Below are 24218 nucleotides of genomic sequence, written 5' to 3' on the forward strand. Positions count from 1 at the left end.
CCCTTAGCCACGCCGGCTGCCGCGCTCACGCAGATACTCGAGCACGGCGGCCCGCTCTCCAACGAACTCGATGCGCTCGCCTTTGCTCTCACGCTGGAAGGCGTACATCGGGTCGTAGTACTCACTCAGCAAGCCTTCGATCCAGTCGCGGTGCAAATCCACCGCCCCGCTGCGCGCCTGTTCCGCCAACGCCGCCTCCATCAGTGCCAGCATCCGTTGGTGACGCTCGCCACCCAAGCGTTTGTGGATATTGTTCAAACTCGCCAGCATTCGCTCGCAAAAGAGTGCGAAGCCCTGCTCGCCATGCACCGCAATAAACTCCGCACACAGGTTGACCACGTAATCACGCAGGATCCGTTCGACCCGCCCTTGCAGGCTGTCTTCGAGCCAAACCATGGGGAAACGCTGCATACCCTGATAAAGCGGGAGCGGCAAGGCGCAGCCGCCGACCATGCGACTCTCATCCTCCAGCACGAATTGCTCGATGCCCTTGGCGCGCTTCTTCAGCACGTCCACGGCCAGGCGGTTTTCAAAATCGATATTTGTGGGTTGGCCCGTCGCGCGCTTGCCGAAACTGGATCCTCGGTGATTGGCGTGGCCTTCCAGGTCCAGGCCATTGCTCAGCTGAGTGAGCACCTCGGTTTTACCGGTGCCGGTCATGCCACCGAGCAAGACAAAATCGCACTGCGCGACTGCTTGATCCACCGTTTCCAGCAGGAAGGTGCGCATCGCCTTGTAGCCGCCACCAACACGCGGGTAGTCGATACCGGCCTCGTCCTTGAGCCATTGCTGGGCGATCTGCGAGCGCATGCCACCGCGAAAGCAATACAAACACCCATCGGGATTGGCCCGGGCAAAATCTGCCCAGGCCCGAATGCGTTCGGCCTTGATGTCGCCAGAGACCAACTGATGGCCGAGGACGATGGCCGCCTGCTGGCCCTGCTGCTTGTAGCACGTACCGACCCGCTCGCGTTCGTTGTCGGTCATCAGCGGCAGGTTGATCACCCCGGGGAAGGATCCCTTGGTGAACTCGACCGGCGCACGGGTATCCATCATCGGCCGGTCGTTGAGGAAGATGTCGCGGTAGTCGGTGATGTCGATGGGCATCAAAACACCTCTACCGCGTTCGTCTGTCGTTCAACCAGTTCACCGATGGGTGCGAGCACCAGGCCCAGTTCTGCGGCAACCGCCAGGAACTGCGCGTTGCCCTCAGGCGTCACGGCGACCAGCAAGCCACCGCTGGTCTGCGGATCGCAGAGCACTCGTTTGTGCAGCTCCTGGACGCGACCGATCTTGTCGGCATAGCTGTCAAAGTTACGCAGGGTTCCGCCCGGCACGCAGCCTAGATCGAGGTAGTACTCGACCCCAGGCAGACGCGGCACGCGGTCATATTCGATACGCGCCGTCACGCCACTGCCATCGGCCATTTCCACCAGGTGCCCAAGCAGACCAAAACCGGTGACATCGGTCATCGCCGTCACGCCCGCCAGCTTACCAAAGCGGCTGCCGGGTTTGTTCAGGGTGCACATCCAGTCGCGAGCCAGACCGACATCGGCGTCACGCAGTTTGCCCTTCTTCTCGGCCGTGGTCAGGATGCCGATGCCCAAGGGCTTGGTCAGATACAGCAGGCAACCGGCCGTGGCCGTGTCGTTGCGCTTCATATGACGTTTTTCCACCAGACCGGTGACGGCCAGGCCGAAGATCGGCTCTGGAGCATCGATCGAATGCCCGCCCGCCAAGGGAATCCCCGCCTCGTCGCAAATCGAACGTCCGCCGCGAATCACTTCCCGGGCAATCTCCGGCGCCAGCACGTTGACCGGCCAGCCAAGAATCGCAATGGCCATCAAGGGATCGCCGCCCATGGCGTAGATATCGCTGATGGCATTGGTGGCGGCAATACGACCGAAATCGAACGGATCGTCGACGATCGGCATGAAGAAGTCGGTGGTCGACACCACGCCGCGCTCTTCGTCGATGGCATACACCGCCGCATCATCACGGGAGGCATTGCCCACCCAGAGTTTGGGGTCGAGGTTCTGCGCACCGCTGCCGGCCAGAATCACCTCCAGCACCTGGGGCGAAATCTTGCAGCCGCAGCCTGCGCCGTGGCTGTACTGGGTCAGGCGAATCGGCTCGCTCATGGGGGTGCACCTCGTTAAGTCAAGGTGAGAGATTCTACAGCAACACTGCCCCGATGGAGTTGCTGCAGGCTGGGACCTTGGGGCGGTTCGCCAGATGGCCAGGATCAAAATCAAAAGATCGCAGGCTCCGCCAGCTCCTACGCCGCCTTGCGCAGCTGCCTACAACTGCGCCAGAGCCTGCTGGCTTGTGCGTCTAGCTACCCGCCTCTATTGTCTCCCCGTCACTGTCGATTCAGCGACCGGGTTTGGTAGCCCGAGTTCATCAGGGCGCACAGCGCCAACTTTTTTAATCAGTTGACGCTTTTATGTCTCAAGGAGCGTCACCATGATCAAAGTAACCCCCAACTCCCCTGAAACCGAAAGCACTTCCCCTTACGAATCCCTCGATTCCAAAAAGCTCCACGAAGCCGCCGAACGCGCCCTCGATTTCCATCTGCCGCCGCCGTGCGAATCCAAGCCAAAAACCACTCCACCATCGCCGCATATTTTCGCCGTGGTTGATGGCATCGACACTGAACGTCTGTTGGTCAACCTCAGCGAAACCCTGGCCTCGGCCAACGCCATGGTCAGCGATCTGGCATTCGAACTGGAAGGCTCGCGCCGTCATGTCGCGCTGGGCATTGCGCAGTTGATCGAACTGGGCGAGTTGTTGGCGAATCGGGCGCTGGATAACGTTGATCCACGGGATTCGGGGGAGTAGCGGGTCAGACCCGGCCGCTCCATTGGGTAGAGCGCATTGTGGCGAGGGGGCTTGTCGGAACGCCGCACCGCCCCGTTCGGCGGCGAAGCCGTCGTAAGGCGGGGTTCTTTGATTGTGTACATATCCGTTTCTGCAGTAACGGCGACTTAGGGTTCCGCCCTTATGGCGGGTCACTTTCGAAAAGCCGGAGTGCCGGCTTTTCGAAAGTGACTCGCTGTAAAAGCGAAACCAATAGTCGCCGCGACCACAAAAACGGATATGTACCCGGTCAAAAAACCCAGGCCGGCTATCAGGCCGCCATCGTAGGAACCCGCCCGCAGCAGGCCCCACTCTCCACAGGTCCAGTGTCACACCTTAACTTACCGGCATTGGAACAAGCCCCCTCGCCACAGGTTAGCGCTCGACGTAAACACCGTATCAAGGCACCAAAACCACCTTCTCGCCGCTGCCTTGATTCACCTCGCTATAGCGCTCCAACCCTTCGGCCAATGGCGATTCAAACAATCCTTCGGGCAACGGCAATAACCCTTCATCGAAAAACCGACCGAACTGCTCGAGCATTGCCGCACAGGCCTCTACGCCGTACAGCAACGAGTTGATCCCGACCACCGAACCACCTCGGCGATACAGGGCCAGAGCCGGCAACTGCACATGGCCGTCCGCTGGCGCAGCGATGATTGCGATGCGCCCAAAATTCGCCAGCGCCGGTACCGCAGCCGGCAGCCAGAAACCCGTGGTGTCGAAAATCACGTCGGCGCCACCGGCATAGACAGCGTTGACCTGTGCTGCAAGGTCCCCCGGATTATCCAGTTGAATCGCGTTGAAGCCCTGGGCCTGCAACGCCTTGACCTGTTCGGGACGACGGGCCGCCGCCAACACCTGAGCGCCACGAATCTTCGCCAGCGCCAGTGCCGCGCTGCCCACCGCGCCACTGCCGATCACCAGCAAACGAGTTTCGGCGGTGACCAGACTGCGCTCCAGCGCATCCCACGCCGTGGTGTAAGGCACACCGAGGCTGGCGGCCTGAGCAAAGCTCAAATGAGTGGGTTTGCGCGCCACACCCTTGGCTGAAAGGGTCACGTATTGCGCATGGGAGCCATCGGCGAAAAAGCCCAGCTCTTTGCCCGTGCCCCAGACTTCCTGTCCAACCAGCGCCTGCGGACCTTCCACCACGACACCGGCAAAGTCACGGCCGGGAATCCGCGGCAGGGTGGTGTAAGGAAAGCGCCCCAGCACGTTCTTCACATCGCTGGGGTTGAGGCCTGCGGCTTTGATCTGCACCAGCACCTCACCGGCACCCGCTACCGGCATGGGGACGTCGACGTATTGCAGCGCCGCGAGGTCGCCGGTTGTGGAAAATTGCAGTGCTTTCATAAGTGCCTCCGTCAAAAAGAATCCAGGGATCTTGCAGCGCGTTTCAGGACAACCAGCCAGCGACCAACTGCCGGCCCATGGGCCACAACTGCTCGCCAGCCAACATGCCCAGCAGCCCCACCAGCGCGATGGCCGGCGGCGCAGGCGAGCGGAAGTCCAGCGCGCCATAGAGCACACCAACACCCAAACCAATAGCCAATGAAATAAGGTAGTTCATGTTCGACTCCGTGCACGTGGTGTCGCGGCCCGGGAGGGCGAGCGACGACGTTAAGACAGGCACAGAGTGTAAGAGCCGGTCGCCGAAGGGATCGGCCAAGTACTTCTGGCTTTCGGCCAAAAACCGCCGTCCTGACCGCTCAGGGCTGGGGATTGCCCAATGGGTACTGCGAAGGCGCCACACCCAGTTCACGACGGAACATGTCGCTGAAACTGCTCGGCGAATAGCCCAGCGAGCGCGCAATCAAGCTCACCGGCACTCCCTGAATCAACTCGGCCACCGCTGTCGCCAGTTGTACCTGCCGCCGCCACTCAGCGAAGCCCATACCCAGCCCGTCCTTGAACAGCCGCGCGAGGGTGCGCACGCTGGCGCCGGCATTTTCCGCGTGTTGCTCAAAAGGAATATCCAGCGAAGGCGCCGACATGACCGCCTGACACAGATTCATCAGGCGTCGGTCGGAGTCGTCGGGCATAGGGATTTTCAGCACTGAACGCCTGGCTCGTTTGAGCTCCAGCAACGCCAGACTGACCAACGCCTGGTAGTAATCCTGTTGCTGATCGTCGCCCTGCTCCACCAGCCTGAGGATCAATTCACGCAACAACCCGCCTACCTCGATGACCTGGACGCTGCTGTCCAGCGTCGCGGCCAAGGCCGGTCGCAAATAGATATTGCGCATCTGCAGATCCGACACCACACGAATCCCGTGCGCCACCCCAGGCGGCAACCAGACCGCCCGTTGCGGCGGTACCACCAGCGCTTCGTGAGGCGTTTCGACCCACATGACTCCGCTCATCGCGTACAGCAACTGGCCCCAGACATGCTCGTGCGGCTCGATATACAAGCCACGCGGATAGGTGCGCGACAAAGGTTGCACCGGCACATCGGTATCACTGAGATCGGGGGGAGCGGCAAGGGCCATGGCGAAGGATCGTAATCGTCTGGAGATGCCCCATCGTAGCGAGGCGTCGGGATTGTTACCACTTGGCGAAGAAACCGAATACCACTCAAACGGATATTAAAACCTTAAAAACAAATCCGTTCGGACATCATAAAAATCACGAAATCACCCAAGATGTTTCCATCAGACAATCCGAGTGAATTTTCCAGAACATCAATGATCACTTTACTTACAACAGGGAGGAACAGTGGATCTATGACCAACGCAAAACTTTTCATCATTGAATACACCCTGCACGGCACGCCGAAGTCTTTCATCATCCGCCTGGACAAAATGGACAACGCAGAGGCCTGGCACTGGGCGAGTTGTGACGCGGGGGTCGGCCGGATCGGTCGCTTTGGGCTGGAGAAAGTAAAAAAAACCAGCAGGCCGGTGGCCGAAAAATTCGGAATCGAAAACGTCACATGGCGGCCGACCCGTTAATCAGCGCCCGCAACAGAATGAGAGTGGAGCCGCGCCAGGCTCCACCTTAGTCTTCGCGATCAGCCGTGGGCGCCTTTGGCACACTTGCAGCCCGTTGAAGCGCAAGCCTCTCCGTTCGCGTGATGATCGGCACACGCCTGGCAGCAATAGTGCTTGCCGTGGCGGACGATGGAATGCTCGCCGATTTTACAAGTGCAGTTTTTGCAGGCGCAGGTGTCAGTTGCCATAAGTTTGACTCCAGTGTTGTGGTCGTCAAAACACAGCTTAGCAGCCACGCCTTAAACCGTGATCGCCCTTTTTCGATCTTGATTCCTGGCGTTCCAACACATGGACAGCAAGCCCTCTGAGGTCAATGATGGAAGTCAGCTGTTCCTGCGAACAGGCCTCTAATAAAAGCAACTCAGGGTCGTTAGCTACCCATGAATATTCTCTACGATGAACGCGTCGACGGCGCTCTGCCTGACGTTGATAAGGGCGCCCTGCTCCTGGCTCTACAAGCACGATTGCCCGATCTGGACATCCTGCACCGCGAGGAAGAACTTAAGCCTTACGAGTGCGACGGTCTGTCCGCCTACCGCACCACACCAATGCTGGTGGCGCTGCCGCGCAACATCGAGCAGGTACAAGGCCTGCTCAAACTCTGCCATGAGCGCCAGGTGCCGGTGGTCGCACGCGGTGCCGGTACCGGGCTTTCCGGTGGTGCATTGCCGTTGGAGAAAGGCGTGTTGCTGGTGATGGCGCGCTTCAACAGCATTCTGCACATCGACCCCGCCGCCCGCAGCGCTCGCGTTCAACCCGGCGTGCGCAACCTGGCGATCTCCCAGGCCGCCGCCCCTTTTGGCTTGTATTACGCGCCGGACCCGTCCTCACAGATCGCCTGTTCCATTGGCGGCAATGTGGCCGAGAACGCCGGTGGCGTGCATTGCCTCAAGTACGGGCTGACCGTGCATAACCTGCTCAAGGTCGACATCCTCACCGTCGAAGGTGAACACCTGACCCTGGGTTCAGACGCCCTCGACTCGCCGGGTTTCGACCTGCTGGCGCTGTTCACCGGCTCCGAAGGCATGCTCGGGATCATCACCGAAGTCACGGTCAAACTGCTGCCCAAACCGCAAATCGCCAAAGTGCTCCTTGCCGCCTTCGACTCCGTGGAAAAAGCCGGACGCGCCGTCGGCGACATCATTGCCGAAGGCATCATTCCAGGTGGTCTGGAGATGATGGACAACCTGGCGATTCGCGCGGCCGAGGATTTCATTCATGCCGGCTACCCGGTAGACGCCGAAGCCATTCTGCTGTGCGAACTCGATGGAGTCGAAGCGGACGTCCAGGATGATTGCGACCGGGTGCGCGCGGTACTTGAGCGCGCAGGCGCCACCGAAGTGCGCCAGGCCCGCGACGAAGCCGAACGGGTTCTATTCTGGGCCGGACGCAAAAATGCCTTTCCTGCGGTGGGACGACTGTCGCCAGATTACTACTGCATGGACGGGACCATCCCCCGCCGCGAACTCCCCGGCGTGCTCAAAGGCATCGCCGCGCTGGCCGCCGAATATGACCTGCGGGTCGCCAACGTGTTTCACGCCGGTGACGGCAACATGCACCCGCTGATTCTGTTCGATGCCAATCAACCTGGTGAACTGGATCGTGCCGAGACCCTTGGCGGCAAGATCCTTGAGCTGTGCGTCAAGGTCGGCGGCAGCATCACCGGCGAGCACGGTGTCGGCCGCGAGAAAATCAACCAGATGTGCGCCCAGTTCAATAGTGATGAGTTGACCCTGTTCCACGCCGTTAAAGCCGCGTTCGACCCCAGCGGTCTGCTCAATCCCGGCAAGAACATCCCGACGCTGCACCGCTGCGCCGAGTTCGGTGCCATGCATGTGCACCTGGGACAGTTGCCCTTCCCTGAACTGGAGCGTTTTTGATGTATGTCGAACAGAATGTCGACGCCAGCGCTGCGCTGCTGGAACAGGTCAACCAGGCGCTGAACAATGCCACGCCGTTGCTGATCCAGGGTTCCAATAGCAAGGCGTTTCTCGGCCGCCCGGTCGCAGGCGAAGTGCTCGACACGCGCGGTCATTGCGGCATCGTCAGTTACGACCCGACCGAACTGGTGATCACCGCGCGGGCCGGCACGCCGTTGGCCGATCTGTCCGCAGCCCTGGAAGCGGCCGGCCAGATGCTGCCCTGCGAACCGCCGTCTTTCGGCGAGGGCGCGACAGTGGGCGGAATGGTCGCTGCGGGTTTGTCCGGGCCCCGTCGACCCTGGGCCGGCTCGGTGCGTGACTTCGTCCTCGGCACCCGCGTGATCAACGGCCTGGGCAAACACCTGCGCTTCGGCGGCGAGGTGATGAAGAACGTCGCCGGTTACGATCTGTCGCGTTTGCTGGTGGGCAGTTACGGCTGCCTTGGCCTGCTGACTGAAGTGTCGTTGAAGGTTCTGCCCAAACCGCGCCAGTGCTTGAGTATTTCGCTGGAAATGGACAGCGCGCGCGCCTTGAGCAAGCTTGCCGAATGGGGCCAACAGCCCTTGCCCATCAGCGCCGCCAGCCATGACGGCCAGCGTTTGTATCTGCGTCTGGAAGGGGGCGAAGGGTCGGTGGCTGCCGCCCATGATCGCCTCGGCGGCGAATCGCTCGAGCCAGGCTATTGGTGCGAGCTGAATGAACAGCGTCTGGCCTTTTTCGATGAAGGCCAGCCGCTGTGGCGTCTGTCAGTGCCCAACAACACCGGCGTCCTTGATCTGCCCGGCGAGCAGCTGATCGATTGGGCCGGTGCCCAACGCTGGCTGAAATCCGACGCCGATGCTGACGTCATTCGCTCAATTGCCCAAAAGGCCGGCGGTCATGCGACCTGCTACAGCCACGGGCTCATCGACAGTCCCTTCCAACCGTTGCCCCCCGCATTGCTGCGCTATCACCGCCAACTCAAGAGGCAACTGGACCCGCAAGGGATCTTCAACCCGGGCCGGATGTACGCGGAGCTTTGAACCATGCAGACCACCTTAAGTGAACAGGCCAAACGTCTGCCCCGCGCCGAAGAAGCCGAAAGCATCCTGCGCACCTGCGTGCATTGCGGTTTCTGTAACGCCACCTGCCCGACCTATCAACTGCTCGGCGATGAGCTGGACGGCCCACGCGGGCGCATCTACCTGATCAAGCAAGTGCTGGAAGGCCATGAGCCCACCGCAAAGACCCAACTGCACCTGGACCGTTGCCTGACGTGCCGCAACTGTGAAACCACCTGCCCGTCCGGCGTGGATTACCACAACCTGCTGGACATCGGCCGCGCGGTGGTCGACGCGGCCGTGCCGCGCCCTCTCGGCCAGCGCCTGCTACGCGAGAGTCTGCGGGCGGTGGTGCCAAACCCCGGGTTATTCAGGACCTTGATCAACACCGGCGAAGTCTTTCGTCCGCTGTTGCCTGAGGTACTTCAGGTCAAGTTGCCGCGCACCGTGCACCCGGCCAAGGCGCGGCCGACGACGCAGCATGCGCGGCACGTATTGATGCTCGAAGGCTGCGTGCAACCGAGCCTGTCACCCAACACCAATGCGGCCACGGCGCGCGTCCTGGATCGTCTGAAAATCAGCGTCACGCCGATCAGCCAGGCCGGATGCTGCGGCGCCGTGGACTATCACTTGAACGCCCAGGAGGCCGGCCTCAACCGTGCTCGACGCAATATCGACGCCTGGTGGCCGAGCATTGAAAACGGTGCCGAAGCCATAGTGCAGACGGCCAGCGGTTGTGGGGCCTTCATCAAGGATTACGGCCATCTGCTGGAACAGGACCCGGCCTATGCGGCCAAGGCCAAACGGGTCAGCGCCCTGGCCAGGGATCTGGTGGAGGTGCTGCGTGATGAGCCGTTGGAACCACTCAAGGTCAACGCTGCCATGCGCATCGCCTTCCATTGCCCCTGCACCTTGCAACACGCACAAAAGCTCGGCGGCGCGGTGGAAGAGCTGCTGACCCGCCTGGGCTTCAACCTCACGCCCGTCCCGGACAGCCATTTGTGCTGCGGCTCGGCGGGCACTTATTCGCTGACCCAACCCGAGCTGTCCAGGCAGCTGCGCGACAACAAGCTCAACGCACTGGAAAGCGGCAAACCCGAGGTGATCGTCACCGCCAACATCGGCTGCCAGACCCACCTCGATGGCGCCGGCCGAACCCCTGTCAGGCACTGGATCGAACTGGTCGAAGATGCCCTGCTTTAATCGAACGAACAGCGTCCATTGGAGAACCCCATGAAAACCAAAGCCGTATTGAGCCAGACCGAAGTCAGTCAGATCCTTGCCGCCGCACGCACCGAAGCACAGACCCATCAATGGGCGGTGACCATCGCCGTCGTCGATGACGGTGGCCACCCGTTGGCCCTTGAACGTCTCGATGGCTGCGCAGCGATCAGCGCCTATATCGCCACGGAAAAAGCCCGCACCTCAGCCCTCGGTCGCCGTGAATCCAAGGGCTATGAGGACATGGTCAACGGGGGGCGCAGCGCCTTTCTGTCGGCGCCACTGCTGACCTCGCTGGAAGGCGGCGTGCCGATCATCGTCGATGGGCAGGTGATCGGCGCGGTCGGGGTGTCTGGGGTGAAAGCCGAGCAGGACGCTCAAGTCGCCAGAGCCGGCGCCCAATGCCTGAATTGAGCAAAACCGTGCATTGCCGGGTGATAAAAAAACGCCATGAAGACTGACGCTGCCCCCTCATCAAGGAACCGGATGAACACCACCACCCCGCCCTTCCTGCAACCCGGTGACCGCGTCGTGTTGTTCGACGGTGTCTGCAAGTTATGTAACGGTTCGGTGCGATTTTTGATCCGCCATGACCGCCACAAAAAGATCAAGTTGGCGTCCGTGCAATCCGTCGAAGGACAAGCCTTGCTGGCCTGGTTCTGCTTGCCGACGGAGCGTTTCGACACCATGGCGTTCATTGAAGGCAATACGTTGTATGTGCGCTCAGAGGCCTTTTTGCGGGTAATGAAGCATCTGCCACAACCCTGGCGCCTGCTGACAGTGATGAGTGTCATTCCCAAAGGAATCAGGGATTGGTGCTACGACCGCATCGCACAAAATCGCTACCGGCTGTTCGGTCGCTACGATACCTGCCAGTTGCCCAGCGCTGATCATAAAGGGCGGTTTCTTGATGATCAGGACTGAGATCGTCCTGGCGCCTTCGTAAGGCTCAATCACGCCAAGCAGAACCTCAAACAAACTGATCGCGCCCCTGCACCCGTAGCGTCATCAAATGGCGCTGCTGATAGCGAGACTTTCAACAGACAACATGTTCGATGCTTTCGCACGACTAGACCGAAATGATGGTACGTCAATCGAACATGATTGGCTCACCATCAGCCTCAGTTCCGCTCCCCCCTACATTGACTGAGGCCTACACCATGAAATTTTATTTCCACCCGTCACCGAACCCGATGAAAGTCGCGCTGCTGCTCGAAGAGCTGGAAACGCCCTATGAGCTGATCGGCGTCGACACCTTCAAAGGCGAGCAACATCTGCCCGCGTTCCTTGCAATCAACCCGAACGCCAAGGTCCCGGCGCTGGTGGAGGGCGACGTCCAGGTGTTCGACTCCCAGGCGATCCTGCTGCACCTGGCGCAAAAACATCAGCGTTTCCTGCCGACCTCCGCCACCGGTCAGGGTGAGCTACTGTCCTGGCTGATGTTCATCGCCACCGGCCTTTCGCCGTTCTCCGGCCAGGCTGTGCACTTTCTGCATCACGCCCCGGAAGCGCTGCCTTACGCGAAAAACCGTTACCTCAAAGAAGTCGAACGCCACTACCGCGTGCTCGATCAGCGCCTCGCTGACCACCCTTATCTGGCGGGTGACAACTACAGCATCGCCGACATGGCTCTGTGGGGCTGGGCCAACTACGCACCGTACATCCTTGGCGAAAACGGTCTGGCCGCTTACCCGAACGTGCAACGCCTGTTCAACGAAATCAGCGCCCGTCCTGCTGCGCAACGCGCTTTGAGTCTGAAAGAGAAACTGGTTCTCAAAGCTGAATTCGATGAAGAAACCCGTCGTGCGTTGTTCCCACAGAACGCAGCGCTGTAACCCGATCAGCGCTCTATCAAGGAAAACGATACTGGAGTGATTTGCTCCACCCATGGGATGATCGCCTCCACAGCGCGATCACCCTGGAGAGTTGGAATGTCATTGTTCGGTAACAAAGCCATCGTTTTGCTACTGGCCGCCGCGGCCAGTTTCGGGGCCATGAGCGTCTACGCAGCCACCCAGCCGGCGGCGAAAACCTCGACCGAGCAAAAGGTCTCGACCCTGGGCGGTAAATTCACTGTCAACCTGCCCCAGGGCTTTGAGGCCAACCCGCTGCCTCCTGGCGACTCAGCCAGCGGCACTGCCGGTGCGATGGGCACGATGTACACCAACCAAACCAGCAAAACCGTGGTGCTGGTTGCTGAAAACGTCCGCACCGATGGCGTGCAAACCAAAGACAACGACAGCACATTCCTCGACAGCGCGGTTGAAAGCTTCCTCCAGAAACAAAGCGCAGCGTTGCCTGACTTCAAGAAACTGGACGAAAAGAAACTGACCATCAAAGGCCTTGGCCTGCGCCAGATCGAGAGTGCAGCCACCATGGGCGGCGGCAATACCCTGGACACCACCTTATTGGCGGGCTCGGGCAGCCGCATCCTGGTGATTCAGATCATCTCCCGCGCCGATGACCCGACCGGACACTCTGCGCTGGTCAAGCAGATCATCGGCGGGAAATAAGCCGGATGGGAGCGGAAAATGCCGCTCCAGCCTCATTGATTGAGCGTGCGCAGCCAGCTGTTCAAATCCTGCATTTCGTTTGCAGTGATGGTGTGGCCGATGCCCGGATAGGCATGAAATGCTGGTTTCAGCGCCAGACTTTTCAACAGGCTGTCGGCATCGCTGCCATCGGTATAGGGAAGCCGCTGATCGGCCGTGCCATGGCCGATAAAAATCGCCAACTGTTCAAGATTTTTGGCGGGTTTGAGCTGAGACTTCAGCACCGGTAGAACCTTGCCGCTCAACGCCGCGATCCCGCGCACCATCTCTGGATGGCGCAGGGCAACCTCGTAGGACATGATCGCGCCCTGACTAAACCCCACCAGAAAAACCTTGTCGCTTTGAGTGTGATATTTCACGGTGGCCTGGGCGATAAAATCGGCGATCAGCTTGGCGCTGCTGTTCAGGTCAGCGGTTTCGCCGTCGTAGGCACCCTCGCCTTTTTTGTGAAACCACTGATAGCTGTCTCCATCCAGCACCTGCGGCGCCCGCGCCGAGACATAGGTGTACTGGGCAGGCAACTCGTCCTTGATCCCGAACAAATCCTCTTCATTACTGCCGTAACCATGCAGGAAAATCACCAGCGGCTGATTGCGCGAGTCAGGATTGGCCTGTTCCAGATACTTCAACGGCAAATCGGTTTGCAGCGGGGTTTGCGCCTGCGCGGCGGTGGACGCCAGCAACAGCGCCATGGCCAAAAACTTGAACATAGTCCTTCCTTTTACAGCACAGCGGATTCGCGCCAGAGCCTAGCACTGTGAAGGTGGATCACGAAGTTTCATGTGGCGAGGGGGCTTACCCCGTCGGTCGGCGCTCTGTCTGAAGAACCGTGGCGGCTGGTTTTGGGGCCGCTTCGCAGCCCATCGCGGGCAAGCCCGGCTCCCACAGAGACCGCGTGATTTCTGTGGGAGCGTGGCTTGTCCGCGAAGACATCATCACAATCGACGCATATCTGTTATAAAAAATCACGATCGTGCCACCGACTGAACAGAGGAACTGCCGTGCCGAACAATCCAACTTCATTGAGCCTGATCCAGCACCATCCCGCCGAAGGGCCAGGCGCCATTGCCCAGTGGGCCGAAGCCCGAGGGCTGACGTTGAAGGTTTTTCGTGCCGACCTCGGTGAACTGCCGCCCATCAGCGCTTCACCCGTGATCATTCTGGGTGGGCCGTACGAGTCCAACGCCGGGCCGGACTGGCTGGGTGAGGAACGTAACTGGTTGGCTGCAAGCCTGGCCCAGAATGCACCGGTGTTCGCGATTTGCCTTGGCGCGCAACTGCTGGCACGGGCCCTTGGCGGGGATGTGCGGCGGATGGCCGACACCGAGACCGGCTGGACTGAGGTGACCTTTGCCGATGGCCGTTCATTAAAGGTGCTGGAATGGCACGAGGATGCAATCGATCTACCGCCAGACGCCAAGTTGCTGGCCAGCAGCGTGAAGTGCGAGCAGCAGATGTACGCCGTCGGCCCGACACGGGTGGGTTTGCAGTTTCATCCGGAGTGGAACGCTGAATCGGTGGCAGCACTTAATGCCCACTTCGCCGAGGAATCACCCCTGCCCCGCGACCAGGATGACAGTGTTGCCTACGGGCAAGTGTTTGACTGGTTGCAGGGGGCGCTGGATGAGTGGTGGGGCTGACTGGGCGGTGAGTAAAGCTCGATTCTTGCGTTGTATTTGAGGGCCAATCGCGAGCAAGCCCGCTCCCACACTGAATCTCGGTCTTACACAGTTTCTGTATACGCAGGAGATCTAATGTGGGAGCGGGCTTGCTCGCGATTGGCCTGGACAGACACCACAAATTTTGAACACTCACTCTCCAGATTCAGGTTTTCGCAACAAATACGTATCCATAATCCAGCCATTGGCCAAGCGCGCGGCTTTGCGTACGCGCTCGATTTCATCGGCAACATCCTTGAGTTTGCCAGCAATCAGAATTTCATCCGGCGTACCCAGGTAAGCGCCCCAATAGATGTCCAGATTCTGATCCATGACATGCCGCCAGGAATCCTCGGCATCGAGCATCACCACCACACTGTCGGCATCGCTGACCAATCCGGCAGCCAGCCGTCGCCCGGTGGTGATCTCTACCGATCGACCGATGCTGTTCAATGGCACTTTGTGTTGCGCCGCCAGCGCCTGAACGCTGCTGATGCCGGGGATGACCTCGAAGTCGAAGGTGCAACGACCGCTCGCGAGAATTGCCTGCAAAATTCTGATGGTGCTGTCGTACAACGCCGGATCACCCCACACCAAAAATGCCGCGCATTCGTCGTCCGCCATCTCCTCGTTGACCAGTCGCTCGAAGGTTTGCTGCTTGTCGCGGTTCAGATCATGGACGCTTGAGGTGTAGTCCACATCGCCACGGACACGCTCGGGGCTGTGGGCTTCGACGAAGCGGTAGTCGTGATCGGTGATGTAGCGTTCGCAGATGTCACGGCGCAGGTCGGTGAGCTTTTCCTTGCTCTGCCCCTTGTCCATGATGAAGAACACATCAACCCGATTCAGCGCGTTGACCGCCTGCACAGTGATGTATTCCGGGTTACCGGCGCCGATGCCGATGATCAGAATTTTTTTCATGGGGTGATCGTCTCCGTGTCAGCGCCGTTTGCCTGCAACCGTAATCTCCACCGCCCATTGAAGCGCAACTCGGTGGCCGACAAGGGCTCGACATCGATCACGTTGAACGCAGCAGGTGGGCACTGCATGACGTGCATTATCGCTGCGCGAATGACGAACGGATGAGTGATCGCGACGAAGTGCCCTGGCGTACTGCGCAACGTCTCCAGCCAATCAGCCACCCGCTCGCACAGTTGCGCGACAGATTCACCGCCGTGGGGCGCCGAAGAGTGATCGGTCAACCAGGCTTGAAGTGCTTCGGGTTCATTCTTTTGCAGATCATCGATCCGCAGACCTTGCCACCGCCCGAAGTCGCAATCGCGCAAGGCAGGAACGATTTCGATCTCGGCCCCGAACAACCCGGCGGTCTGCTTTGCCCTGGCCTCGGGCGCGCGGAGCAATTGCGGCGCACGCTTGAAGTCGCCGGCCCGAGAGCCCTGCGCTACCTGCCAATCCATTTCCAGGGACTCGTCCAAGGGAAAACGCGCCAGCTTCTGTGCGACGGTTCGGGCATGGCAGATCAAGGTCAGACGGGTGGCTTGCAAGGTCAATCTCTCGGGTCAGGGCAATCGAGACGCTGTCGATGGGTTTGTATCATTTGTCGCCGAGACTTTCCCGATCTGTCACGTTTACTCCACCTTGATCACCTCATGTGATCGTTCCCACGCTCCCGCGTGGGCGGATGCGACAACCAGGAACCGCTTCACACCGAGCGGACCATGAGCTGATGCGGTGTCCCATCGGCCCGGCAAATGACCCGGTTACGTCCAGTGGCTTTTGCTTCATATAACGCCTGGTCGGCATCATGGAGCCACAGGGTCGGGTCGGTGTGCGCCGAGCTGAACGAGGCCAGACCGATGCTCAGGCTGACCTTCAGCGCTGGGGTTTGCTCATAACCCAGACAGGCGAAGCGATCGCGTAGGGCATCCATGGTCTGCACGGCGCTGGTCAGCGGCACGTCCGGCAGAATCACGCAGAATTCGTCGCCGCCGTAACGCCCGACCAGGTCGCTGGCACGCAGGTTTTGTTTGAGGATCTTGCTCAACTGACGCAGCACGATGTCCCCGGCGACATGGCCGTAGGTATCGTTGATGGATTTGAAATGATCGATGTCGATCAGTGCAATCGCCCCACCCTTGCGCTGGCACTGGCAACGCTGAAACTCGATGTCCAGTTGATCCTTCCAGGCGCCATGGTTCAGCAGGCCAGTCAAGCTGTCGGTTCGGCTCAGCGCCAGCAACTCGCGCTTGTGCCGCCCCAACGTATGGGCTTGCCGAAAACAGATCCAGCCCAGCACCAAGGGGTATAGGGTCAACAACGGCAGGCAGGCATACAGCTGCAACGGGCTGGTTTGGGGGATGAAGGCCGGTGAAAAAATCAGCAGACCGGTGCCGATGCCCAATAGCTGAGCGGCACCACCGACCAGTAGAAATCGCATGCCACCGATGGCGACGTTATTCATCGCCATCATCGACAGCGTGCTCGCACTGGGCAATGGATTGAAGTGCATGGCAGCGACCCAGAAGCCGCCGAGAAACGAGTCGATCAGCAAATTGCGATGTTCCGCGTGGTAAGGCACGTTCGACCGGCGCGCCCATTGAAAGCCCAGATGCGGCCAGATCACGGCGTTGAAAACCATGAACACCCAGACCCAGCGCGGTGGATCGAGCGGATACATCGCCGCCGCCACCAAAAGAAGTCCCAAGGCAAGGCCCAGCATTCGCGAGGTGTACAGCCTCCTGGCCAATGAAAGTCCTTTTCCTCCAGAGTGTCCCATAGGGGGCCAACGCTCCTCTGTGCTGCTGAACGGAACCTGAGACGCCGGTTTTCTGCTTGCGGGTTTGCTGAGAGTCTATCAGGGCAACGGCAAATAGCCATCACCGGTCAGCGCCTCGAAAGAGCGCGCAGGTCTGAACCCAAGGCATTGCCCAGCTTCGCGTGGAGCTGTGGGACGACATCGGGCATATGCCGATGGTTGAGCGCCCGGCGCAAACGGCGCGGCTGTACCGGGAGTTTTTGGAAGGACAGGCCTGATGCCGGTCAATTAAGCTGATGCAATCTCCAAAACTTCACAGATCCAGTGTGGGAGCGGGCTTGCTCGCGAAGAACGATGACACGGTTGAACTGATACACCGCAGCGTCTGCATCGCGAGCAAGCCCGCTCCCACATTAGATTTTCCTTGCATCAAGTCCGAGTCAGCTTAACTTATCGGCATCAGGCCCTCCTTCGCCACAGGGCTGTGCTCTACATCGCAGGTGCAGTCATTTGCAGAATGAAGTTCAGAAGAAACTTCGTTTGTCAGCGCCCCCTGCCCCGAACAGAATCGGGTAACGAAAAAACTCCTTGAACCCACGATTTTCACTGCGCCGGGAATTCTGTCTATGAGCATCCAGAGCTTTGTCAGCCCTGACCTGATCCGCCAACGCTTTTCACGGGCAATGTCGGACATGTACCGCGAAGAGGTGCCGTTGTATGGCGCGTTGATGGAATTGGTAGCGCAGACCAACGCCCAGGTGCTGAGGGCCGACAGCAGCGTCGCGCAACAGCTGCGCACCACCGGTGAAATCGAACGACTGGACCTGGAGCGCCATGGCGCCATCCGCGTCGGCACCGCCCAGGAACTGGCGACCCTCAGCCGCTTGTTTGCCGTGATGGGCATGCAACCGGTTGGCTATTACGACTTGACGCCCGCCGGGGTGCCGGTGCATTCCACCGCGTTCCGCGCGGTGCATGAGGCGTCGTTGCAGATCAGCCCGTTTCGGGTGTTCACCTCGTTGCTCAGGCTGGAACTCATCGAAAACCCTGAGCTGCGAGAGTTTGCCCAATCGGTTTTGGCCAAGCGCTCGATCTTCACGCCAACCGCGTTGGCTTTGATCGAGAAGTCCGAAGCCCAGGGCGGGCTCAACGAACAGGATGCCAAGGACTTCGTCGAACAAGCCCTGGAAACCTTCCGCTGGCATCACAGCGCAACCGTCACCGCCGAGCAGTACCAGAAATTGAGCGCTCAGCACCGATTGGTCGCCGACGTGGTGGCCTTCAAAGGGCCGCACATCAATCACCTGACCCCGCGCACCCTGGACATTGATGTGGTTCAGGCGCAAATGCCCAAACACGGCATTACCCCAAAAGCCGTGATCGAAGGCCCGCCGCGCCGTGAGTGCCCGATTCTGTTGCGCCAGACCAGCTTCAAGGCCCTTGAAGAACCCATCGCTTTCGTTGATCAAGGCCAGGCCAGCGGTAGCCACAGCGCCCGTTTCGGCGAAATCGAACAACGCGGCGCGGCGCTGACACCAGAAGGCCGGACGCTGTACGACCGCTTGCTGAATGCCGCTCGCGATGAACTGAAGGATTTCCCCAACGAAGAAAATGCCCAGCGCTACAACACGCTGCTGCACGCACATTTCGCCGGGTTCCCGGACACCTACACCGGCATGCGCCAGCAAGGGCTGGCCTACTTCCGCTACTTCGTCACCGAAAAGGGCCTTGCCGCAGGCGGCGATCTGTCGAACGCACAGACACTGGAAAGCTTGATCAGCGGGCACTACATTCGCTTCGAGCCGCTGGTGTATGAGGACTTTTTGCCGGTCAGTGCGGCGGGCATCTTCCAGTCCAACCTGGGTGATGACGCGCAAAGCCACTACGCCAGCGAATCGAACCAGCAGGAGTTCGAGAAAGCCCTGGGCCGTTCGACCATCAACGAACTGGCGCTGTATGCCGAGACTCAGCGGCGTTCGATACTGGAATGCTGTACCGCGCTCAATCTGCCACCACTGGCGTGACTGTGCCGTTATCAGACCGTACGGTTGATATGAGTGAGTTCTATGTGGATTAAGCGCGCCAGATCTGGCGTGCGCTTGAGTGTCGCTTAGCGATCAGAAGGGAGTTCGCCCAGTGCGGTGGCCTTGGCAATCCGTGCACCGGTAAAGAGCCGTTACACTGGGCGAACGGTAGGGATTTTAAAGGAACCTGAGCAATATGTCCGCGCACAGACTCTGAATAAATCTGGACACAATATTTCTTGAACTGAACTCACCCGTTTGACCATTCAGAACTGATCGCACCGACTCAATACCCGGTCATTTCCAGATAACCGCTGCCGGCATGACTGCCACTCACCTGCACCGGGCCCTCCCAGTAAGGAATCCGCAGCGCCATCCAGGCGTTGGGGTTCAACGCTACCGTGGTGATGTCCAGACCTTTGCCGGGGATTTTGATCGACCAGCGGGTCGGCATCTTGCGCCCCGCTACATCAGAGGACGCCAATGGCGTGAGGCTGATGTCGCCCTGGTGCAGTGTTTGAGTTCGTCCATCGGCCCCTATCCAGGTCCCGGTCAGGTACGAGGCGCCCTCCTTTTCGCGCACACGAAACAGCATCAGTTGCTCACCGTTATCCAAATGCAGGGAAAACCAGTCCCAACCGGTTTGGTTGGCGGTCAACGGCTGGCTGCTCCACTCGCGGTCGAGCCAGGCCGGACCGCTGACCTGCCAGGTTTTGCCGTCGATCTCAAGACTGCCCGCTGCCTGAAAAAACGGCTGGCTGTAGTAATACGACGCCTGGCCTTGTTCCGATTTTTGACTGAAGCCCTGCTCGCCTTGCAGCACCAAGGGTTTGCTCGAGGTCAGGCGCAATTGATAGCTGAAGCCTTGCCCACCTGCGTGCAACTGCAGGTCGGCCAATGGGTTTTCGGTGCCTGACTGGCTGGCAAAATTCCAATCATCGATCCAGGCAGAGAACGGCGTAGCACTGACCCCGGCCTGGCCGACGCCGCCACGGGCATAGCGTTCGGCGGCGTGGTGCTGATAGGCGGAAGTCACCGCGGCATGGCCCAGCCAGATCGTCTGGTTGCCCCAACCGGGTTGCTCGGGCACGGCTTTCAGCGCATTGCGGAACAAGGTCCACTGCACACCGAAGCTCTGCCCCTGATCGTCTTTCAGGTTGGCGGTGACGTACCACCACTCGATGCGAAAGCCGTCGTGGGGCCCGTGATCGGCTGGAAAACTGAAGGTTCTACCGGGAACCACGGGCGTGAAAGCCGCCGCCTCATTGCCCAACCCGGCAAAGCTTTCGGTGTTTTTGGGCGAGTCATCGCAACCGCTCAGTTGCCACAGCACCCACAACAACACGCCGAGCCGCAGCGGTTTAATCTTCATGGGCAAAGGTCCTGAGCAGATCGGCCGGTTGACTGCGGTAGAGTTTGAGCAGCGGCCAGGCCGACGCCAGCAACGTCGCCAACAAAGCCAGGGCCATCAACTGCAACAGTTGCAGCGGGAAGATCCGCAGCGGCAGACGCCAGCCAAACGCCTGAACGTTAATCACCGCGTTCAGGCACCACGCCAGCACGATCCCTAACGGCAACGCCGCCAGCAACGTCAGCACCGCCAACAACCAGGTCTGCCCCAGGTTGAGCAGCATCAGTTGACGCCGGGTCACACCCAACGCCCATAACGGTGCCAGTTGCCCGAGACGACTCTGGCTTTGAGTCAGCAGACTGATAAACAGCGCCACACCGGCTACCCCCAGGGTCAGGCTGTTGAGCGCTGCGGTGGCGGCGAAGGTGCGTTCGAACACTTGCGTGGACCACCCCTTGAGTTGCGTCTGATCGACGATACGGTTGTCGTCCAGCGCAAAGCGCGCTTGCAGAGCGCGCACCAATGGCGGCACGGACGCCGGGTCAATGCGCACGTTGAAACGACTCGGCGCCAGCTGCGGCCAATAGCGCTGAAGGTGTTCGGCGTTGACCAGTAAATGGCCTTTGGGATTGCCGTAATCGGCATAGATCCCGACGATGCGCGGCGACCATGGGCCTTGGGGGCTGGGAATCGTCAGCCGATCGCCCAGCTGCACCTTCAGTCGGCGGGCCAATTGTTCGCTGAGCATCAGCGTGTCGTCGGCGGCGAGCTGATCCCAGGGGTTGTCCCCCTGCCCTTGCAGCAACGGCCAGTGTTGGCGATACATCGGGTGATCGATGACGCCATACACATCCGCTGGCCAGCCTTGCAACTGGATTGAAACCTGCCAACTGGGCAATACCGCAGTGATCTGTGGCTGTTGGTTCAGCCAGGTTTGAATATCGCGGGCCTGGGTCGGTCGGGTTGGAGTGATGTACAGCTCGGCGCTCAGGCGCTGCTCGAGCCAGTCGCTGAAGGTCTGACGAAAGCCGGCGGTCATGCTGCCGGCGCCAATGTTGGTGGCCAGTGCCAACAACAGCGCCATCAACGCCAGACTTAACGCCGGTAATTGCTGGCGGCAATCGGCAATAAACCACTGGCCCAACACCGAGCGAGTGCGCGTGAGCACAACGCTCAGTACGGCATTAAGCAACACTGGCAAGCCCAGTGCCGCCCCCAGCAACAGGCCCGCCATCAGCACAAAACCGCTGGTCAAACTGTCACCCCGCCACAACGCCAATAGCGCCACCCCACCGGCAATGGCCGCCACCCACCCCTGACGTCGCAGCCAGCGGGCATAGGCCTGATGCCAGGCTTGCGGGTTGGCCAGCGCGAGCAACGGCAAGCGCGCCGCACGCAGCAAACTGTTGGCACCGGCCAGCAGCGCACCGAGCAGACTCACGCCCACCCCACTGAGCCACCAAAGCGGGCTCAGGTTCAAGTGCCCGGCCACTTCGGCGCCGTACAACCCACGCAGGCTGGCAGCGACATCCGGCAACAGCCAACCGGCCAGCCAGTAACCGCTGGCGACCCCGGCAATTGCGCCCAGCAGCGCCAGGCCACCCAACTCCACACTCAGGCTGAAGATCAGCATCCGCGCACTGACACCGCAGGCCCGCAGGGTTCTTATTAATCCGCGGCGTTGCTCCAGGGCCAGGCCGATAGCGGCGTGCACGATAAACAGGCCCACCACGAACGACAGAAACCCCAAGGCGTCGAGGTTCAGGTGAAAACTTTCGGTCAGGCGCGACAGGTTGTTTTCTTCGCCACTGCGTTTGAGCACTAACTGCCTGGCAACCGCTTCAGGTAACGACGGCTGGGTGGCGGCAAAATCTTTGGGCAGCAACAGTCGCGAGAGTTGTTGTGGCATGTCCAGCAGCTGTTGCGCAAAACCGATATCCACCAGCAATACACCGGGCGCCATGTCGGTCTGGCTGTGCAGCGGCGGTAAGCGTTGCCCCTTCACGGTGAGTGGTTGTTCACCTTCGTGATAACCCAATGTCTGCAACGTTTGCGGCGCGATCCAGGTGCTGCCCGGCGGGCTGATGAAGTCGACCATCCGCGCCATCTCCAGCGCCTGCCCGGCCACCGCAGACCCGGCCGGTAACGACAGCGGTTCTATCCCCATCAATTGCAGGCGTTGATCTTCATGGCCCTTGAGCGACAACCGCGCCTGCAGCATTGGCGATACCGGCCAACCGGCACGCCGCAAGTTAACGAACAATTCCTGGGAGAAGGTCGCCCCATTGGGCGCAGTGAGGCTGGCCTGGGGTTCGCCGCCGATCAACTGGCTGGCCCGCGCGTAGCTATCGCGCGCCTGACTGTTCAGCGCTTGCACACCGGTCAGCAGGCCGGTGGCCAGCCAGAGCCCGGTCAGCACGCTGAAAAACTGTACCGGATGCTGCCGCCAGTGGCTGAGCAGCGCCCGCATTGCCCCATAAAAAACCCGCATCAGGGCTCCCCGACGCCAGCCAGACGCCCGCCATGCAGCACGACTTTCTCCGCCAGACGCGCCGCGACCCTCGGGCTGTGAGTGACCATCAACAGGCTGGTGGGGCTGTCTTCGAGCAGTTCCAGGAGCAATTTCAGCACTTCATCGCTGGTGGTTTCGTCGAGGCTGCCGGTGGGTTCATCGGCCAGCAGCAAAGCAGGACGCGAAGCCAGCGCACGCCCCAGGGCCACCCGTTGTTGCTGACCGCCAGAGAGCTGTTCGGGGTAGCGCTCAAGCACGTCGCCCAGCCCCAGCCGCTCGATCAACTGCGCTTGCCACACCGGTTCATAACGCCCGGCCAGACGCGCCTGAAAGGCCAGATTGTCGTCCACCCGCAGGCTGCTGATCAGGTTGAATTGCTGAAACACCAGACCCACTTCGGTACGCCGCCAGTTCGCCAGTTGCGCTTCGTTCATCTGATCGAGCCGCTGATCGCCGATCCGGATACTGCCGCGATCGACCTTATCCAGCCCGGCAATCAGGTGCAGCAGCGTGCTTTTGCCACTGCCCGACTCCCCCATCAGCGCCAGGCTACTGCCGTGCCTCAACTGCAAGTCGACACCCTGCAACACCGCCAGCGGACCCTGCGGCGTTGCATAGCTCTTGAACACGCCTTGCACCTGAAGCATGGGAACACTCGTTTAGCAGGGGGTGAGGCCAAGGATAGCGGACGCTGGTGGTCTCCCCGAATGGTATTTGACAGCCAACCGCGCATCGTGAGTTCGTCAGATCAACCGCGTTATCGTTCATCGCGAGCAAGCCCGCTCCCACATTAGTTCTTGGCCAATCACACCATTGTGGTCTAACGCAGATCCAGTGTGGGAGCGGGCTTGCTCGCGATGAGGCCCTCCCCGTCAACACAGAAGTTATTGACCTCCCCTCATATCTGGCCCACCGCCACCCCCCGTCTGCCGAACGTCCTACACCAGCCTCGGAGATCCCGCCACATCAACGCCTTGCACCGCTCCAAGGATGAAGCTTATAGTCCGCCGGTCGCCCACATGGCGACCGGGTTTGGCGACTCGCAGATCGGTAAATCTCTTTAATCAAGTGGAGTTTTTTGCCCATGAATCGCTATATGCCCATCACTGGAGTCGACAACGACTTCCACGCCCTGTTAATCGACACCGAAGCACCCCTCGACGTCCTGCTCGAAATGGCTGACTACCGCCTCCGTGCCGTGACCCAACTCCTGGAAAACCTCGCCATGCGCGAAGAGATCCACTCCGACGCCGTGGTCCTGCACGACTTCGCCCGAGTCCTCGCCATCCCGCTGCGCGACGGCTGCGATCTGATGGACGTGATCGGACGGCGACTACGGGCGCAGATGGCGCCATAAACAAAACGGGCGA

25 protein-coding genes and 1 pseudogene are annotated in these 24218 nt (G+C 60.2%); 13 read left to right on the forward strand and 13 right to left on the reverse strand.

Annotated elements, in window-relative coordinates; all coding sequences use genetic code 11:
* Positions 1 to 3: 3 nt before the first annotated feature.
* The gene (gene mnmH, locus ACN1C3_RS09155; RefSeq protein ID WP_419115488.1) at positions 4 to 1107 is read right to left on the reverse strand and encodes a tRNA 2-selenouridine(34) synthase MnmH; all 1104 of its coding nucleotides are present in this window, start codon (positions 1105 to 1107) and stop codon (positions 4 to 6) included.
* Positions 1107 to 2141 (reverse strand): selenide, water dikinase SelD, encoded by a 1035-nt coding sequence (gene selD / locus ACN1C3_RS09160; protein WP_419115489.1) that lies wholly within the window; start codon positions 2139 to 2141, stop codon positions 1107 to 1109. The genes mnmH and selD overlap by 1 nt, the downstream gene beginning before the upstream one ends.
* 325 nt (positions 2142 to 2466) lie before the next feature.
* Between selD and ACN1C3_RS09165 the strand changes: the two genes are divergently transcribed.
* On the forward strand, positions 2467 to 2841 hold the full coding sequence (locus ACN1C3_RS09165) for a DUF6124 family protein (RefSeq protein ID WP_419115490.1): 375 nt from the start codon (positions 2467 to 2469) through the stop codon (positions 2839 to 2841).
* Between the two features lie 417 nt (positions 2842 to 3258).
* On the opposite strand, the gene ACN1C3_RS09170 is transcribed toward ACN1C3_RS09165, so the two are convergent.
* The 3 genes from ACN1C3_RS09170 to ACN1C3_RS09180 all read right to left on the reverse strand — a co-directional run bounded on the left by ACN1C3_RS09170 (position 3259) and on the right by ACN1C3_RS09180 (position 5351).
* Positions 3259 to 4215, reverse strand: a complete 957-nt coding sequence (locus ACN1C3_RS09170; RefSeq protein ID WP_419115491.1) for a quinone oxidoreductase family protein — start codon at positions 4213 to 4215, stop codon at positions 3259 to 3261.
* Positions 4216 to 4258: 43 nt separating this feature from the next.
* Complete coding sequence (locus ACN1C3_RS09175) at positions 4259 to 4432, reverse strand: DUF1427 family protein (RefSeq protein WP_419115492.1); 174 nt, start codon at positions 4430 to 4432, stop codon at positions 4259 to 4261.
* A gap of 139 nt (positions 4433 to 4571) precedes the next feature.
* Positions 4572 to 5351, reverse strand: coding sequence for an AraC family transcriptional regulator (locus ACN1C3_RS09180; protein ID WP_419115493.1), 780 nt, complete (start codon positions 5349 to 5351; stop codon positions 4572 to 4574).
* Positions 5352 to 5585: 234 nt separating this feature from the next.
* On the opposite strand from ACN1C3_RS09180, the gene ACN1C3_RS09185 reads away from it, so the two are divergent.
* A complete protein-coding gene (locus tag ACN1C3_RS09185; protein ID WP_419115494.1) occupies positions 5586 to 5813 on the forward strand; it encodes a DUF6555 family protein in 228 nt (75 codons plus the stop codon).
* A 59-nt stretch (positions 5814 to 5872) separates the two neighbouring features.
* On the opposite strand, the gene ACN1C3_RS09190 is transcribed toward ACN1C3_RS09185, so the two are convergent.
* Positions 5873 to 6040, reverse strand: a complete 168-nt coding sequence (locus tag ACN1C3_RS09190) for a metallothionein (RefSeq protein WP_419115495.1) — start codon at positions 6038 to 6040, stop codon at positions 5873 to 5875.
* 192 nt (positions 6041 to 6232) lie between these two features.
* Between ACN1C3_RS09190 and glcD the strand changes: the two genes are divergently transcribed.
* From glcD to ACN1C3_RS09225, 7 genes are all read left to right on the forward strand, one after another.
* Positions 6233 to 7732 carry a glycolate oxidase subunit GlcD gene (gene glcD, locus ACN1C3_RS09195; protein WP_419115496.1) on the forward strand — a complete coding sequence of 500 codons (1500 nt, stop codon included), beginning with the start codon at positions 6233 to 6235 and terminating at the stop codon, positions 7730 to 7732.
* The gene (glcE, locus tag ACN1C3_RS09200) at positions 7732 to 8796 is read left to right on the forward strand and encodes a glycolate oxidase subunit GlcE (RefSeq protein ID WP_419115497.1); all 1065 of its coding nucleotides are present in this window, start codon (positions 7732 to 7734) and stop codon (positions 8794 to 8796) included. The genes glcD and glcE overlap by 1 nt, the downstream gene beginning before the upstream one ends.
* A gap of 3 nt (positions 8797 to 8799) precedes the next feature.
* Positions 8800 to 10017, forward strand: coding sequence for a glycolate oxidase subunit GlcF (gene glcF, locus ACN1C3_RS09205; RefSeq protein ID WP_419115498.1), 1218 nt, complete (start codon positions 8800 to 8802; stop codon positions 10015 to 10017).
* Positions 10018 to 10047: 30 nt separating this feature from the next.
* Positions 10048 to 10449 (forward strand): heme-binding protein, encoded by a 402-nt coding sequence (locus ACN1C3_RS09210; RefSeq protein ID WP_419115499.1) that lies wholly within the window; start codon positions 10048 to 10050, stop codon positions 10447 to 10449.
* A gap of 72 nt (positions 10450 to 10521) precedes the next feature.
* Complete coding sequence (locus ACN1C3_RS09215) at positions 10522 to 10959, forward strand: thiol-disulfide oxidoreductase DCC family protein (RefSeq protein WP_419115500.1); 438 nt, start codon at positions 10522 to 10524, stop codon at positions 10957 to 10959.
* Between the two features lie 236 nt (positions 10960 to 11195).
* A complete protein-coding gene (locus ACN1C3_RS09220; protein WP_419115501.1) occupies positions 11196 to 11870 on the forward strand; it encodes a glutathione S-transferase family protein in 675 nt (224 codons plus the stop codon).
* A 96-nt stretch (positions 11871 to 11966) separates the two neighbouring features.
* Positions 11967 to 12548 (forward strand): hypothetical protein, encoded by a 582-nt coding sequence (locus tag ACN1C3_RS09225; protein WP_419115502.1) that lies wholly within the window; start codon positions 11967 to 11969, stop codon positions 12546 to 12548.
* 32 nt (positions 12549 to 12580) lie between these two features.
* On the opposite strand, the gene ACN1C3_RS09230 is transcribed toward ACN1C3_RS09225, so the two are convergent.
* Positions 12581 to 13297: an alpha/beta hydrolase gene (locus ACN1C3_RS09230; protein ID WP_419115503.1), complete on the reverse strand. Its 717-nt coding sequence runs from the start codon at positions 13295 to 13297 to the stop codon at positions 12581 to 12583.
* Positions 13298 to 13588: 291 nt separating this feature from the next.
* Here ACN1C3_RS09230 and ACN1C3_RS09235 point away from each other — a divergent pair, with 291 nt between their 5' ends.
* On the forward strand, positions 13589 to 14227 hold the full coding sequence (locus tag ACN1C3_RS09235) for a type 1 glutamine amidotransferase (RefSeq protein WP_419115504.1): 639 nt from the start codon (positions 13589 to 13591) through the stop codon (positions 14225 to 14227).
* 171 nt (positions 14228 to 14398) lie between these two features.
* On the opposite strand, the gene cobF is transcribed toward ACN1C3_RS09235, so the two are convergent.
* The 3 genes from cobF to ACN1C3_RS09250 form a co-directional block, all read right to left on the reverse strand.
* Entirely contained in the window at positions 14399 to 15166 is a 768-nt protein-coding gene (cobF, locus tag ACN1C3_RS09240; RefSeq protein WP_419115505.1) for a precorrin-6A synthase (deacetylating), read from the reverse strand.
* Positions 15163 to 15750 carry a histidine phosphatase family protein gene (locus tag ACN1C3_RS09245; RefSeq protein ID WP_419115506.1) on the reverse strand — a complete coding sequence of 196 codons (588 nt, stop codon included), beginning with the start codon at positions 15748 to 15750 and terminating at the stop codon, positions 15163 to 15165. The genes cobF and ACN1C3_RS09245 overlap by 4 nt, the downstream gene beginning before the upstream one ends.
* 158 nt (positions 15751 to 15908) lie before the next feature.
* A complete protein-coding gene (locus tag ACN1C3_RS09250; RefSeq protein ID WP_419115507.1) occupies positions 15909 to 16982 on the reverse strand; it encodes a diguanylate cyclase in 1074 nt (357 codons plus the stop codon).
* A 137-nt stretch (positions 16983 to 17119) separates the two neighbouring features.
* Here ACN1C3_RS09250 and ACN1C3_RS09255 point away from each other — a divergent pair.
* Positions 17120 to 17239 (forward strand): annotated as a pseudogene (locus ACN1C3_RS09255) (alpha/beta hydrolase); the annotation flags it as partial.
* Positions 17240 to 17587: 348 nt separating this feature from the next.
* On the forward strand, positions 17588 to 18985 hold the full coding sequence (locus ACN1C3_RS09260; protein ID WP_419115508.1) for a VOC family protein: 1398 nt from the start codon (positions 17588 to 17590) through the stop codon (positions 18983 to 18985).
* 286 nt (positions 18986 to 19271) lie between these two features.
* Here the strand turns inward: ACN1C3_RS09260 and ACN1C3_RS09265 are convergent, their stop codons facing one another.
* From ACN1C3_RS09265 to ACN1C3_RS09275, 3 genes are read right to left on the reverse strand one after another with little or no spacing between them, the layout of a single operon-like run.
* Complete coding sequence (locus ACN1C3_RS09265) at positions 19272 to 20357, reverse strand: lipocalin-like domain-containing protein (protein ID WP_419115509.1); 1086 nt, start codon at positions 20355 to 20357, stop codon at positions 19272 to 19274.
* The gene (locus ACN1C3_RS09270; protein WP_419115510.1) at positions 20347 to 22827 is read right to left on the reverse strand and encodes an FtsX-like permease family protein; all 2481 of its coding nucleotides are present in this window, start codon (positions 22825 to 22827) and stop codon (positions 20347 to 20349) included. Before ACN1C3_RS09270 ends, ACN1C3_RS09265 begins: the two co-directional genes overlap by 11 nt.
* Positions 22827 to 23495, reverse strand: coding sequence for an ABC transporter ATP-binding protein (locus ACN1C3_RS09275; protein WP_419115511.1), 669 nt, complete (start codon positions 23493 to 23495; stop codon positions 22827 to 22829). Before ACN1C3_RS09275 ends, ACN1C3_RS09270 begins: the two co-directional genes overlap by 1 nt.
* 437 nt (positions 23496 to 23932) lie before the next feature.
* Between ACN1C3_RS09275 and ACN1C3_RS09280 the strand changes: the two genes are divergently transcribed.
* Positions 23933 to 24205: a hypothetical protein gene (locus ACN1C3_RS09280; protein WP_419115512.1), complete on the forward strand. Its 273-nt coding sequence runs from the start codon at positions 23933 to 23935 to the stop codon at positions 24203 to 24205.
* The last annotated feature ends 13 nt before the right edge of the window (positions 24206 to 24218 follow it).

The sequence above is a fragment of the Pseudomonas sp. H11T01 genome (assembly GCF_048515765.1).
Taxonomy (GTDB): domain Bacteria; phylum Pseudomonadota; class Gammaproteobacteria; order Pseudomonadales; family Pseudomonadaceae; genus Aquipseudomonas.